Here is a 13407-nt window from a genome sequence, read left to right as displayed (position 1 = left end):
GGCAACGGCGGCACGCTGGTCTGGACCTCGTTCGAGAACATCGCCGATGCCGGCACCGGCACGCTGACCGCATCCAACCAGAACTGGAGCCTCACCGGCCACAACCAGGGTACGGTGACCAATCTGGCCGGGACCTTCTCCGGCATCGGCAACTTGATCGACACCGGTACCGGCCACTTCTTCATGCATTCGGGGGCCGACGGGGATATCTCGGGCAACCTCAATGCTGGCAGCAACGGCAGCCTGGATTACTCGGGCTACACCACGCCGGTCAATGTGAACCTGTCCAGTGCGGGTACGACGGGGGTCGGCGGCACCACTTCCGGCATCGCGGCGGTGACGGCAAGCAGCAATCTTGGCATCAGCGGCAACGCGGCCGGCACGCTCACGATCACCACGACCGGTGCCGGGACCAGCACGACGCTGGGCGCGACCACGGTGGGTGGCAACTTGCTCATCACCAGCAGCGGGGCGGTATCGCAGACGGGCGCGGCGCTGGCCGTGGCGGGCACGACCACGGTCAATGCCGGCACCAGCGCGATTACCCTCGCTGGCGGCAGCAATGACTTCGGTGGCGTGGTCAATCTCGCCGGTGGCGCCACGCAGATCAGTGACATCAATGCCTTGACGCTCGGGACGGTGAGCACGGGCGCATTGACGGTGAATTCGGGCAACCTGACCGTGGGCGGCGTGCTCAACGGCACGGCAGTGAGCCTGAACTCGTCCGGTACGATCAACGAAGGACCGGCGGGCAGCATCACGGCTACCACGCTGACCGGTCATTCGGCAGGCGCAACCAGTCTTGCCGGAGTCAACCATGTCGGCACCCTGGGCAGCTTCACTGCTGCCGGCTTTGCGCTGACCAATGCACAGTCGCTGGCCGTGACCGGAGCAGTCGATGGCGGCGCCAGCACGGCGTTGACCACGACGGCAGGGAACCTGGCCATCAACGGTGCGGTGAGCGGCACGACTACCACACTGAAGTCAGCCGGAACGATCAGCGAAGGAGCTGGCGGCAACATCACCGCCGCGACGCTGACCGGGCAGTCGGCGGGTGCGACCACGCTCAACGGCAGCAATCATGTCACCAACCTGGGCAGTTTCAGTGCTGCGGGTTTTGCCCTGACCAATGCACAGTCGTTGACCATCGCCGGCGCCCTGAACGGTGGCGCCAGTACGGCGCTGACCACGACCGCCGGCAACCTGGCGATCAACGCGGCAGTCAACGGCACGACGACGACACTCGCCTCCGCAGGGACGATCAGCCAAGGCGCCGGCGGTGCCATCACGGCAACCACGTTGACAGGCCACTCGGGCGGAGCAACGACGCTCAACGGCAGCAACCACATCGGCACGCTGGGCAGCTTCACGGCGGCTGGCTTCGCATTGACCGACGCGCAGGCACTGACCGTCACGGGTCCGGTCAGCGGCGGCACCAGCACGACCCTGGCCACCACGGCCGGCAACCTGGCCATCAACGGTGCGGTCAGCGGCACCACGACCACGCTGAACTCCGCCGCGGACATCACCGAAGGCAGTGGCGGCAGCATCACCGCGACCACCCTGAATGGCAGCTCGGTCGGCAACACGACGCTGAACCAGGCCAATCACATCGGCACGCTCGGGAGCTTCAGCGCCGCCAATTTCGCCCTGACCAATGCGCAAGCGCTGAGTGTGGGTGGTCCGCTGACCACCACGGGTGGCACTGGCGACATCAGCCTGACCACGACCAGCGGGGCGCTGAGCGTGAACACGGCCGTCACGGGTGACGAGGTTTCGCTGACCTCGGCTGGCGATCTGGCGTTGGGCAACAACGTCACCGGCACGACGGTGAACCTGGACTCCACCGGCAACATCAGCCAGGGCGGTGGCATCCTCACCGCCGGCACGCTGACCGGCAGTTCGAGCGGCAGCACCACGCTGAACCAGGCCAACAAGATCACCACGCTGGGCGATTTCAGCGCGACGGCCTTCAGCCTGACCAATGCGCGCTCACTGACTGTGAGTGGTCCGCTCCAGGGCGGCGCCAGCACCACGTTGATCACGACCGCTGGCGATCTCGCGATCAACGGGGCGGTCAGCGGTACCACGACCACGCTCAACTCCGCCGGGGCGATCACCGAAGGCGCGGCAGGCAGCATCACCGCGAATCTGCTGACGGGGCAGTCGACCGGCAATACGACGCTGGACGGAAACAACCACATCAACACGCTGGGCAGCTTCACGGCGGACTTCAGTCTGACCAATGCACAGACGCTGACGGTGGTCGGGCCACTCGATGGCGGCCCAGTCGTGGCACTCACCACCACCGCGGGTGACCTGATCATCAACGGTGCCATCAGCGGCACCACGACGACGCTGAAGTCGGCCGGTGCGATCAGCGAAGGCGCCGGCGGCAGCATCACGGCCGGCACCCTGAGCGGCCAGTCGGTCGGTGCGACAACCCTCACCGGCGCCAACCACATCGGCACCCTGGGCAGCTTCAGTGCAGCGAACTTCGCGCTGAGCAATGCGCAGGCGCTGACGGTCAATGGCGCGGTCAACGGCGGCTCCGCCCTGGCCCTGACCACGACCTCCGGCGGACTGTCCATCGACGGGGCGATCAGCGGCACCAAGACCACGCTGAAGTCCGCTGGCGCGATCACCGAAGGCTCCGGCGGCCTGATCACGGCCAGCACCCTGAGCGGAAGCGCGGCGGGTGTCACCACCTTGGGCAGTGCCTCGGGTCGCATCAACAACATGGTCGACACACTTGGCAACTTCTCGTCGCCGGGTGGCTTCAGCATGACCAACAACAAGACCCTGACCCTGGCGTCGGTCGATGGCAGCACGTTCACGGTCAACGCGGGCAACGCGGTCACCTATCTGTCGGTGACCAATGGCGACCTGTTCCAGCTGGGCACCACGCCGCTCTACAACAGCACGGGTACCTGGGGCTCAACCGGACGGATGGGCAAGGCCTCGGCGCCGATCTACGTGGTCGGTACCGGCTTGCAGATGATTGCGAATGTCGGGTTCCCACCCGCTTACTTCTACGCGATCGACAGCAGCAGCAACCTGCTGCCGCTGGGTGGCGGCTTCGCGATCAACGTGCCGACCGCAACCGGCGCAGGCAGTGCGCAGAACGGCAATCACGGTGACTCCTACATCGACCCGAGCGTGATCACGGCGAACTATCGCTCCTACGGCATCGTGCCGTCCGGCGTGCGTTTGCCGGCCGATCAGCAGAGCGGGTGCGATCCGGACCAGCCGGATCAGCAGGATTGCCAGGAAGGCGACACCGTGGGGATGGTGGGCTTCATGATGAATGGTCGCCGATGAGCATGCTGAAGCTCGGCGCGGCCGTCCTGGTCGGATTGCTGGCGCCGGGGTGGGTTACGCCACTCGCGGCGCAGCTTGCGCCGCGACTGAGTGGAACGGCGATCCTGGAAGAACTGGGCACGGCCCAGCATGAGCTGTCCGCTCGTGCGGCCGGCATGCCGGGCTCCAGCCTGGGGGCGACCAGCGAGCGTCTCGCCACGATGAGCGAGGCCTTGCGGAAATCGCTGGGCAAGGATGTCGACAAGCCGATCGACATCATCGACGCCAAACCCAAAAGCAACGCCTATCGTGCCCATGCGGCCAGCCAGCGGGTGCAGGCGTTTCTGGCAGCCAGCAAGGGTTGCCTGGACACGGACGCAACAGCCATGGCCGATGCGCTGGCGACGACGGTGGCCCAGCTTGCCGAAGCGTCGGACGGAGCGAAGCTGCCGCCGGTCGTCGATGCCGTCGAGACTGCCGATCATCGACCGCTGTTCGTGTTGCGAAACATCCCGGGCAAGACCAGCTTCGCGCTGGTGGGAGCCAACCTGTTCGATGCGCAGTGTGAGGACCCCAAGGTCACGGCCACCGATGCCCAGGGCAAGCCGCAGGCGGTGCAGCCGAAGGTGACCGGGGTCTCGCCCGTCCGGATCGAGCTGGAGTTGCCCGCAGGTGTCAAGCTCGATCCTGGCAGCTACGTGCTCCACGTGGCGTCCAGGCGCAAGGCTTTCCTGCTTGGCTGTGGCGCCCAGCCCGAGGCGGTGGCCGTGGTGCAGGTAGCCACCCCGGCGAGACTTTCGATCAGCTATGTATTGACCACCACGTGCCGTGCCGGAGATGGCAGCGAGAAGGTCGGGTCGCCCATTGCCGGCACCATGCCGGACTTTTCCGGCGGCAACACCGTTTCCAGGCAGGTGGACATCGGGGCGTGCACCGATCCGCTGCGCTACACGATCAGCGCGGGAGTCACCTTCGCGGATGGCCGCACCACCACGGTGGGGCCAATCAGCCAGATCGCTTCGGCCGGCATCACCGCGGGACTGCCGGCTGGGCTGACCCTTAGCTGGGACCCGTCGGTGCGTCAGCTCTTCGTTCGTTCCGGCGCGAACAGCTGCAAGGGCGTCTACTGAAGCCTGCCCCTGCAACTACCGGATCGGATCTGCGGGCGGTTCGTCTTCGGGATGGTCGTCTTCGGGCTATTCGTCTTCGGGCGTGCCGGAAACCACGCGCAGCTCGGAAATGCCGCCCGGGGCGAGATCCTTCAGCAGGTCCATGAAGTCCATGCCGACCAGTCGTTGGGCGCGCCGCAGCAGCAGCGGCACCGGGCTCGACGGTTCGTTGCGCGAGTAGTAGTCGCACAGCTCGTCCAGCCGCCGCATGACATCCTGCGGCCCGGAAATGGCGCCGTTGGATGCGCGGGTGCCGCCGGTTCCGCCTTCGCCGCCACCTTCGCCCGCCTCACCCTCACCACCCGCGCCTTCCTGCGGAAGCCGGCGTGCCAGCTGGGGGTCCAGGAACTTCTTCAGTTCGTAGATATCGCTGAGCAGATTCTTGAGGTCCGGGCCGGCGGTGCCGATACGGTCGTTGAAAATGCCGTCGATGGCCTTGGCGCTTTCCAGCGACTGGCCGATGGCGGCGGTGACCGCCACCAGGTCGTCTTCGGAGCAGTCCATGCAGCAGGCTTCGATCTCGGTCAATGACGGACCGGGCTCGCCTTCCGTCGTGACTTTCAACGTTCCGTTGGCGATGCGCAGGTCGCGCAGGTCGAAGCGGCCCATCCGCGGCGATTGCACGAACGGCGTGGTGCGGAAATAGCGCAGCACGCCCTGCAGGTCACCGAGTGGCACGACCGAATTGACCCGCATGGTCGGATCGTTGTCGTCCTCGGCGTCCAGTTGCGGATAGACGGTGTCCCAGAAGTGTTCAAGCAGCCCGCGGATCAGGCTGAGCCCGGCACTCCATCCACGCATGCCCGAGGTGCGCATCCAGGCGGTGGTGAGGTGGATGGCTGGACGCAAGTCCTTGGAACGGTGCAGCAGGGCCTCGGCCAGTTCGGCGACCTTTTCCCAGTCCGGCTCTTCCGCGGCCTTGACGTTGTCGCCGATCGCGCGCTCCGCTTTTGGCGCGGCGGCGCGCTCCAGTGCGAGAAATTCGGGATCGTATTCGAGATCGTCACCCGACGGGGATTCGTCTCCGATCGGTGCCAACAAAGACTCAAGATCATATTGCGTCATGGGTTTGCACCGCCTTCCAGGTGGGATCACGCCATTATCACGAATTATCCACACAAAACCAGTCACCAGCGGTTTTTCAAGGCCATGCATCGACGATTCATGGGGCGGCCGCGGAGTGGTTGCCGAAGGCGAGCGGATCGGGCCACACGGCAGCATCGGCCAAGCCGGCTTTCCGGTTACCCCGGCCTGTTGCGCCCCCTCCGTTTCCAGCGCACCCAGCGCCGTTCCATCCACAGCAGGGCGCGCCGCGTCGGGCGCCGCAGGAAGGGCAGGTCCTGGGCCAGAAGCAGGAGCCCCAGCGGCAGCATCCACAGGCCCAGCAGGGGCAGGATGCTGAAAATGCCACCAGCGATCAGCAGCAGGCCGGCCGGAATCCGGATCCACCGCGACGAAGGTTCGCGCAGCCAGCGCATGCTTCGACTCAACGACGCGGGCAACTCGCGTTCGAACCGGTCCAGCTGGCGGTTCAGTCGTTCTTCGTCTCGGTTGATCATGCCATGAGGGGTTCCGTCGACAAGCCGGAGGTCTTGCCGGAAAGCGTTCTCCAGGCCGCGGGGTGATCGGCCTGGCGCATGTCGACGGCTACTCTTCCTCTTCCCCCGAAGCCGGTGCAACGTAATTGCGGTCTTCCGCATCGCGCGCATGGCGGATGGCATTGCGCAGGCGCAGATCCAGCCTGTCGAAATCCAGCACGACCTTGCCGGAATGAACATCCTTGACGGCCGATATCGGTATCACGAAGTCTCCGGCGTTTTCGATGTAGACCAGCAGCTCGGGCAAGCCGCGCCTGATCTCCCGCACGGCACCGATGCCGTCGGCACCATCGGTGACGAAAACCATGGAGCCTTGACTGATCTGCTCGTGCATGGGCTTCCTCCAGGGGGAGATGACGAAACGGTACCCCTCGCGCGTTCCGGTTGCACGCGCGGGTACGGGTGCATCATGGACCCGCAGGACGTCTCGTGATGGTGAAGGGAGTTGCCCCGATCGCCTGTTCGATCCGCTGATCGGAGCACCCGAAAGTCCGTGTCACGGCGCCTGGCGCAGGAAGCCGCGACAGTTTCCGACAGCGCCGTGCCGACGCGCGCGACCAGCACACGCGTCGCGCTTCTTGCTTACCGAACGAATCGCCTGACCCAGGCGACATAGTTGTCGACAAAGCCCTGCAGGAATTTCCGGGTTCCATCATTGCCGATGCTGCCATCCTCGCCGACAAGATCTTCCTTGAAATGGATGAACACCTCCGGCTGGGCCAGCACGGGCATGTCCAGGTAGGCGAGCACGTTGCGCAGATGCTGCTGCGCCAGGGCGGTGCCGGTGGAACCGATCGAAGCGCCGATGACGGCCGCGGGCTTGCCGGCGAACGAGTTGGTGCCCCAGGGCCGCGAAGCGATATCGATCGCATTCTTCAGCACGCCCGGAATCGAGCGGTTGTATTCGGGCGTGGCGAAGAGCAGGGCATCGACGGACTCGATGTCCTTCTTCAGTCGGGTGGCGGCAGCAGGGTAGGCCGCATCGAAATCCTGCGAGTACAGCGGCAGGTCGTTGATCTGGATGTGCCGGAAGGCGAGATCGTCGGGAGCCAGCTTCTCCACGGCCCGGGCCAGTCGGCGATTGAACGAATCCATGCGCAGGCTTCCCACCATCACGCCAATCTTGATCTGGTTCATTTCCGACTCCGTTGAGTGCTGTGAAACAATGGATGCGCCGTCGTCAAATACGGATGAAGCCGGGCAGGCAAATGCCGATCCGGCCTGTATTCTTGGTGGCCGCACCAGCCGACCGTCATCATCATCTTCCGCGAATGAACCCCATGCAAGCCATCGAAACCCTGATCGACGAAGCCTTTGAACGTCGCAACACGCTGAACCCGGCCGAGATCGAGACCCGTCTGCGTCCGGCGATCGGCCAGGTCCTCGACCTGCTGGAATCCGGCGAGCGCCGGGTGGCCGAGCCGGACGGCCACGGCGGCTGGACGGTGAACCAGTGGATCAAGAAGGCGGTGCTGCTGTACTTCCGCATCAACGACAACCGCGTGGTCGACGGTGGTCCGGCCCAAGCCTTCGACAAGGTTCCGCTGCGCTTCGCCCACGGCGATGACACCGAGCTGGAGCAGCTCGGTGCGCGCGTGGTGCCCGGGGCGCTGGTGCGCCGGGGCGCGCACATCGCCAAGGACGCCGTACTGATGCCCAGCTACGTCAACATCGGTGCCCATGTCGGTGCCGGCAGCATGATCGACACCTGGGCCACGGTAGGTTCCTGCGCGCAGATCGGCGCCGGCGTGCACCTGTCCGGCGGCGTCGGCATCGGCGGCGTGCTGGAGCCGCTGCAGGCCAATCCCACCATCATCGAGGACGGCTGCTTTATCGGCGCGCGCTCCGAAGTGGTCGAAGGCGTGGTGGTGGAGAAGGGCAGCGTGATCGGCATGGGCGTGTTCCTGGGGCAGTCCACCCGCATCTACAACCGCGCCACCGGCGAAGTGAGTTACGGCCGCGTGCCAGCCGGCAGCGTGGTGGTGGCCGGCAGCCTGCCCGCAAAGGACGGCAGCCACAGCCTGTACGCCGCGATCATCGTCAAGCAGGTGGACGAGAAGACCCGCGGCAAGACCAGCATCAACGAACTGCTGCGGAGTGGCGAATGAACCCCGTGCTATATGGACTTCCGAATTGCGACACCTGCAGGAAGGCGCGCAACTGGCTGGCCCGTTTCGAGGTGGCGCACGACTTCGTCGACTACCGCGTCAACCCGGTGCCGGCGGCGACGCTGAAGGACTGGGCCGCGCAGCTCGGCGGCTGGGAGAAGCTGGTCAACAAGTCCTCGACCACCTGGCGCAATCTGCTGCCGCAGCGCAAGAATCCCGGCAGCGATCCGGAATGGACGCTGCTGCTGAAGGAATATCCCGCGCTGATCCGCCGCCCGGTGGTGGTACAGCCCGACGGCACGGTGAGCGTGGGCTTCAGCGACAACGGCTTCAAGAAACTGTTCGGCCGCTGACATGCCGACGCGGCTTTCGAAGATCGGGCTGATGGCGACGATCGCGCTGTGGCTGGCCCTGGTCGCATTCGGCAACCTCACCGACTACGGCAGCAACCTGGTCTTCGTGCAGCACGTGTTGGCGATGGACTCGATCTTCCCGGACGCCACCATCCATTACCGCGCGATCCATGCGCCGCTGCTGCAGCATGCGGCCTACGTGCTGATCATCGCCACCGAAACGCTGGCCGCCGTGCTGTGCGGGCTGGGGACGTGGCGCCTGTGGCGCGCACGCCGTTCACCGGCCGCGCTGTTCCATCGGGCCAAGCGCCTCGCCGTGGCCGGACTCGGCGTCGGCGTGCTGCTGTGGCTGGGCGGTTTCATGGCGATCGGCGGCGAATGGTTCGGCATGTGGATGTCCAGCCAGTGGAACGGACTGGCCAGTGCATTCCGTTTCGTCGTGGTGCTGCTGCTGGCGCTGGTCTACCTGGGCCAGCGCGACGACGAACTCGACGACTGACCATGATGAGTACGCACCGCATCCGCCGCTTCCGCAGCAACCTTCGCATCGAGCGCGACAACGCCGTACTGTACGCGCGGCTGGCCGAGCTGGCCGATGATGCGCGACTGAGCCAGGCCTATCGACGCATCGCGGCGGGCGAGCGGGCCAATGCGCAGTTCTGGGAGGAGCGCCTGCGAAAACTGGGCGAGGCCGTGCCGTCGCCGCGGATCGGCTTGCGCGTGCGCACGTTGAGCTGGTTCGCGCAACGCTTCGGCACCGAGTTCGTGATGCCGACCGTGGTGCGGCTGGAACACGCCGACCATGCCGTCACGCCGGTCGACCGTAGCGGCCATCGCGACCATTTCCCGTTGCCGCAGCCGGCCGGTCCGCACGGATTGCGCCATCGCGCCCAGAGCGGCAACACCTTGCGCGCCGCCGTGCTCGGCGCCAACGACGGACTGGTTTCCAACGTCAGCCTGGTGATGGGCATGGCCGGTGCCGCCTCGGGGGATCGCGCCGTGTTGCTGGCCGGTCTGGCCGGACTGGTCGCCGGGGCATGCTCGATGGCGCTGGGCGAATGGCTGTCGGTCAACAGTTCGCGCGAGTTCTACCAGGCGCAGATCACCGAGCGCGCCGAGCGCCTGGCAGTGGCGCCGGAAGACGGCCTGGAACACATCGCCGGCATCTATCGCGACAAGGGACTGGAACCGGCGGCGGCCGAACACCTGGCCGGGCACGTGGCCGAAACGCCGCGCGCGGCGCTGGACATGCTGGTGCGCGAAGACCTGGGCGTCGACCCGGCTGAACTGGGCGGCTCGGCCTGGGGTGCGGCGATCTCCTCGTTCTTCCTGTTCGCCTGTGGCGCGCTGTTTCCGGTGGCGCCGTACTTCTTCCTCGGCGGCGATGTCGCCATGCTGGCCAGCGCGTGCTCCACCGCCGCCGGGCTGGCCCTGATCGGCATCGGCACCTCGCTGTTCACCGGGCGCAGCATGCTGTTCTCGATCGCCCGCCAGTTCGGCATCACCGCCGCGGCCGCCGCGATCACCTACGGGGTGGGCCATCTGCTGGGCGTGGTGCTGACCGGTTGAGCGCCCGGGCAGGCGCGCTTGGTATGCTGCGGCTCTTGCCCTGCGTGACTATCGCGAGTGCCCATGTCCGACGTCTTCGAGCTTGCCTGTGAGCTGATCCGCCGCCGTTCGGTAACGCCGGAAGATGCCGGTTGCCTGCCGCTGATCGGCGAACGGCTGGCGCGTGCGGGTTTTCGCGTCGAGCACCTGCGCTACGGCGAAGTCGACAACCTGTGGGCCACCCATGGCGACGCCGGACCGACGCTGGCGTTCCTTGGCCACACCGACGTGGTGCCCAGCGGCCCGGAAGCCTCCTGGCAAAGTCCGCCGTTCGAGCCGTCCGTCAGGAACGGACGTCTATACGGCCGAGGCGCGGCCGACATGAAGGGCTCGGTTGCCGCGATGGTGGTGGCGCTTGAGCAGTTCGTGGCGGCGCATCCCGCGCATCGTGGCCGCGTCGGCCTGCTGCTGACCAGCGACGAGGAAGGCCCGACCAATCTCGACGGCGTGCGGCGGGTGGTCGAACATTTTCGCGAACGCGGCGAACGCATCGACTGGTGCGTGGTGGGCGAACCGTCCTCGAAGGAACGGCTGGGCGACCTGATTCGCGTGGGCCGCCGCGGATCGCTGTCCGGTACGCTGGTGGTGCGGGGCGTGCAGGGCCACGTGGCGTATCCGGAGAAGGCGCTGAACCCGATCCATGCATTTGCCCCCGCCCTGACCGAACTGGCTGCCGAACGCTGGGACGAAGGCAATGACAACTTCCCGCCCACCTCGTTCCAGTTCTCCAATCTCAACGCCGGCACCGGTGCCACCAACGTGATCCCCGGCGAACTCACCGCGCTGATCAACTTCCGCTACTGCACCGCCAGCCGCGCCGAGCATCTGCGTGCCCGCACTGAGGCGATCCTGCAACGACACGGCCTGGACTTCGCGCTGGACTGGAACCTCTCCGGCGAACCCTTCCTCACGCCAACCGGTGGTGTCCTGCGCGAAACCGTGGTGGCGGTCTGCCGCGAGCTGTGCGGCATCGATCCCGAGCAGAGCACCGGGGGTGGTACCTCTGACGGGCGCTTCGTCGCCCCGATGGGTGCCGAAGTGGTCGAGCTCGGCCCGGTCAATGCCACCATCCACAAGGTGGACGAATGCGTGGACGTGGCGGATCTGGACGCGCTTCCGGCGCTGTATCGGGCGGTGTGCGAACGCCTGCTGGGATAGGCGCGGGGCGAGCGCCTGGCACAAGGCGAAGGGAGGTGCCACCGCGAAGTGTGAAGAAGCCCTAGACATGTCGCCATGAGCATCGGCGGCATAATATCGCCCGATGCCGGCATCCGGGGCGTGCCAGGGGGCTTTCATGTGCTGTTCGGGTAGCGCTTGCGTAAGGATCGCGACATGAGGAGCATGGCGATGCGCGCGTGTCGGCCCGGCGTGGTCGCGCTGGGTCTGTTGGCGCTGTCGGTCGACGTGGCCAGCGCAGTGTCACTGCCGCAGGATCTCAGCCATCTTTCGCTGGAGGATCTGGGCAAGGTGGTGATCTCCTCGGTGGCGAAGACCCCCGAACCGCTGGGCGACGCCGCGGCAGCGGTGTACGTGATCGGCCACGACGACATCCTGCGATCGGGCGCCACCAGCCTGCCGGACATCCTGCGACTGGCGCCCAACCTGGCGGTCTTCCAGACCAGTCCGAGCAACTACGTGATCACCGCGCGGGGGTTCAGCGGCAACAACACCGCGCAGAATTTCCCCAACAAGCTGCTGGTGCTGATCGATGGTCGCAGCGTGTATTCGCCGATATTCTCCGGCATGTACTGGGATGACCAGTACGTGCTGCCCGAGAACATCGAGCGCATCGAAGTCATCAGCGGTCCCGGTGGTGCGTTGTGGGGCGCCAATGCCGTCAACGGCGTGATCAACATCATCACCCGCAAGGCTGCCGACACCCGGGGCGGGGTGCTGCACGTGGGCGTGGGCAACCTGCAGCGCGGCGCGTCCGTGCAATACGGCGGCGTGCTGGGACAACACGCGCATTACCGGGTCTACGCGCGGGACGTTCGCCGGGATTCGTTCGACAACAGCGCCGGGCACGACGCGCGCAACGGCTGGAGCAATCCGCAGGTCGGTTTCCGGCTGGACTGGGATGGCGGTGCGGCCGATGCCCTCATGCTGCAGGGCGACCTGCACGATGGCCGCGTCGAGCAGGCCGGCGCGCCCGATTCGCGCAGCACCGAAGGCGACGTGCTGGCGCGCTGGCAGCATGCGATCAGCGACACCTCGAGCTTCCAGGTGCAGACCTATTACGATCATGTGCATCGTCGCAACGACGCCAGTGGAGAAGGTTTCGCGCTCGACACCTGGGACATCGAGCTGCAGCACAACTTCGCCCTGGGCGAGCACAACCAGGTCGTCTGGGGCGCGGGCAACCGGAACTATCGCTACGACATCAAGCCGCGGATCAGTCCGGCCAGTTCACTGCTGTGGGACCCGGCGGTGAACACGCAGAACCTGGCGAACGCGTTCGTGCAGGACCAGATCGGGCTGGGCCCGCGCGTGCAGCTGACGCTGGGCCTCAAGGCCGAGGACGATCCCTACTCGGGCGTGTCGCTGATGCCCAGCGGAAAACTGTCATGGAAGCCGGGCGGGAACGTGCTGCTGTGGGCGGCCGCTTCGCGTGCGGTGCGCACGCCCACGCCGTTCGACCAGGATGTCATCGAGAAACTCGGTTCGACCACGTTCCTGGTCGGCAATCCGGACTTCAGACGCGAGCAGCTGACCGCCTATGAAGCCGGCTGGCGGGCACAGGTGGCAACCCGGGCGACCGTGTCGGTTTCGGTGTACTACAACGTCTACGACGACCTGCGGACCATCGAGTATTCCCCCACGTTGCTTCCATTGCTGTGGGGCAATGGCATGGAAGGCCATACCTGGGGGCTGGAAGCCTGGGGCAGCTACGCGATCGGCGACTCCTGGCGCCTGGGCGCAGGCTTCGCCACGCAGCGGCAACGGCTGCGCTTCAAGCCGGGTGCGAGCGGCCTGCTGGGCCTGTCGCAGGCCGGCGATGACCCCGAGCGTCACGGTTTCATCCGGTCGGTGATGAACCTCTCGGATCGCTGGACTCTGGTGGCCGAACTGCGCGGGGTCAGTGCCTTGCCGGACCCGAAGGTGCCCGGCTACGTGGAGCTCGACGCGCGACTGGCCTGGCGGGTGAATGAGAAACTGGATCTCGCCTTGTCCGGCTCCAGCCTGCTGCACTCGTGGCATCAGGAATACGTGTTCCCGGACAGCGACCGCATCGGACGCAGCGTGCTGTTCGATGCCCGCCTGAAATTCTGAG

Annotated in this window: 11 protein-coding genes and 1 pseudogene; 8 read left to right on the top strand and 4 right to left on the bottom strand. The window is 66.2% G+C overall.

Features of this window, described 5'->3' with window-relative positions:
• Nucleotides 1-3321, top strand: a pseudogene (locus ASD82_RS17870) (S-layer family protein); the annotation flags it as partial.
• Nucleotides 3318-4430, top strand: coding sequence for a hypothetical protein (locus tag ASD82_RS05145; RefSeq protein ID WP_056716414.1), 1113 nt, complete (start codon nt 3318-3320; stop codon nt 4428-4430). The pseudogene ASD82_RS17870 and the gene ASD82_RS05145, both read left to right, overlap by 4 nt.
• Before the next feature lie 66 nt (nt 4431-4496).
• Here ASD82_RS05145 and tssA read toward each other — a convergent pair whose 3' ends face one another.
• From tssA to ASD82_RS05125, 4 genes are all read right to left on the bottom strand, one after another.
• Nucleotides 4497-5534 (bottom strand): type VI secretion system protein TssA, encoded by a 1038-nt coding sequence (gene tssA / locus ASD82_RS05140; protein WP_056716410.1) that lies wholly within the window; start codon nt 5532-5534, stop codon nt 4497-4499.
• A gap of 176 nt (nt 5535-5710) precedes the next feature.
• Nucleotides 5711-6028, bottom strand: a complete 318-nt coding sequence (locus tag ASD82_RS05135; RefSeq protein WP_056716408.1) for a hypothetical protein — start codon at nt 6026-6028, stop codon at nt 5711-5713.
• Nucleotides 6029-6116: 88 nt separating this feature from the next.
• Nucleotides 6117-6401: a hypothetical protein gene (locus ASD82_RS05130; RefSeq protein WP_056716405.1), complete on the bottom strand. Its 285-nt coding sequence runs from the start codon at nt 6399-6401 to the stop codon at nt 6117-6119.
• 248 nt (nt 6402-6649) lie between these two features.
• Nucleotides 6650-7204, bottom strand: a complete 555-nt coding sequence (locus ASD82_RS05125) for an NAD(P)H-dependent oxidoreductase (RefSeq protein WP_056716402.1) — start codon at nt 7202-7204, stop codon at nt 6650-6652.
• A gap of 143 nt (nt 7205-7347) precedes the next feature.
• On the opposite strand from ASD82_RS05125, the gene dapD reads away from it, so the two are divergent.
• The 6 genes from dapD to ASD82_RS05095 all read left to right on the top strand — a co-directional run bounded on the left by dapD (nt 7348) and on the right by ASD82_RS05095 (nt 13406).
• Complete coding sequence (gene dapD, locus ASD82_RS05120; RefSeq protein WP_056716441.1) at nt 7348-8175, top strand: 2,3,4,5-tetrahydropyridine-2,6-dicarboxylate N-succinyltransferase; 828 nt, start codon at nt 7348-7350, stop codon at nt 8173-8175.
• Entirely contained in the window at nt 8172-8528 is a 357-nt protein-coding gene (locus ASD82_RS05115) for an arsenate reductase (RefSeq protein WP_056716399.1), read from the top strand. The genes dapD and ASD82_RS05115 overlap by 4 nt, the downstream gene beginning before the upstream one ends.
• Nucleotide 8529: 1 nt before the next feature.
• Nucleotides 8530-9027, top strand: a complete 498-nt coding sequence (locus tag ASD82_RS05110) for a DUF2165 domain-containing protein (RefSeq protein ID WP_056716397.1) — start codon at nt 8530-8532, stop codon at nt 9025-9027.
• A 5-nt stretch (nt 9028-9032) separates the two neighbouring features.
• A complete protein-coding gene (locus tag ASD82_RS05105) occupies nt 9033-10097 on the top strand; it encodes a VIT1/CCC1 transporter family protein (RefSeq protein WP_056716438.1) in 1065 nt (354 codons plus the stop codon).
• A 63-nt stretch (nt 10098-10160) separates the two neighbouring features.
• The gene (dapE, locus tag ASD82_RS05100) at nt 10161-11294 is read left to right on the top strand and encodes a succinyl-diaminopimelate desuccinylase (RefSeq protein WP_056716394.1); all 1134 of its coding nucleotides are present in this window, start codon (nt 10161-10163) and stop codon (nt 11292-11294) included.
• A 189-nt stretch (nt 11295-11483) separates the two neighbouring features.
• Complete coding sequence (locus ASD82_RS05095) at nt 11484-13406, top strand: TonB-dependent receptor (protein ID WP_162253810.1); 1923 nt, start codon at nt 11484-11486, stop codon at nt 13404-13406.
• Nucleotide 13407: the final 1 nt, after the last annotated feature.

Origin of the sequence: Rhodanobacter sp. Root179 (genome assembly GCF_001428465.1) — a bacterium.
Taxonomy (GTDB): Bacteria; Pseudomonadota; Gammaproteobacteria; order Xanthomonadales; family Rhodanobacteraceae; genus Rhodanobacter.
This window is presented reverse-complemented; position numbering and strand designations above follow the sequence as displayed.

Excerpts from the sequence above, each read along its gene's own strand:
- ASD82_RS05145 (WP_056716414.1), top strand. The coding sequence starts at position 3,318 with ATGAGCATGCTGAAGCTCGGCGCGGCCGTCCTGGTCGGATTGCTGGCG.
- tssA (WP_056716410.1), bottom strand. The coding sequence starts at position 5,534 with ATGACGCAATATGATCTTGAGTCTTTGTTGGCACCGATCGGAGACGAA.
- ASD82_RS05135 (WP_056716408.1), bottom strand. The coding sequence starts at position 6,028 with ATGATCAACCGAGACGAAGAACGACTGAACCGCCAGCTGGACCGGTTC.
- ASD82_RS05130 (WP_056716405.1), bottom strand. The coding sequence starts at position 6,401 with ATGCACGAGCAGATCAGTCAAGGCTCCATGGTTTTCGTCACCGATGGT.
- ASD82_RS05125 (WP_056716402.1), bottom strand. The coding sequence starts at position 7,204 with ATGAACCAGATCAAGATTGGCGTGATGGTGGGAAGCCTGCGCATGGAT.
- dapD (WP_056716441.1), top strand. The coding sequence starts at position 7,348 with ATGCAAGCCATCGAAACCCTGATCGACGAAGCCTTTGAACGTCGCAAC.
- ASD82_RS05115 (WP_056716399.1), top strand. The coding sequence starts at position 8,172 with ATGAACCCCGTGCTATATGGACTTCCGAATTGCGACACCTGCAGGAAG.
- ASD82_RS05110 (WP_056716397.1), top strand. The coding sequence starts at position 8,530 with ATGCCGACGCGGCTTTCGAAGATCGGGCTGATGGCGACGATCGCGCTG.
- ASD82_RS05105 (WP_056716438.1), top strand. The coding sequence starts at position 9,033 with ATGAGTACGCACCGCATCCGCCGCTTCCGCAGCAACCTTCGCATCGAG.
- dapE (WP_056716394.1), top strand. The coding sequence starts at position 10,161 with ATGTCCGACGTCTTCGAGCTTGCCTGTGAGCTGATCCGCCGCCGTTCG.
- ASD82_RS05095 (WP_162253810.1), top strand. The coding sequence starts at position 11,484 with ATGCGCGCGTGTCGGCCCGGCGTGGTCGCGCTGGGTCTGTTGGCGCTG.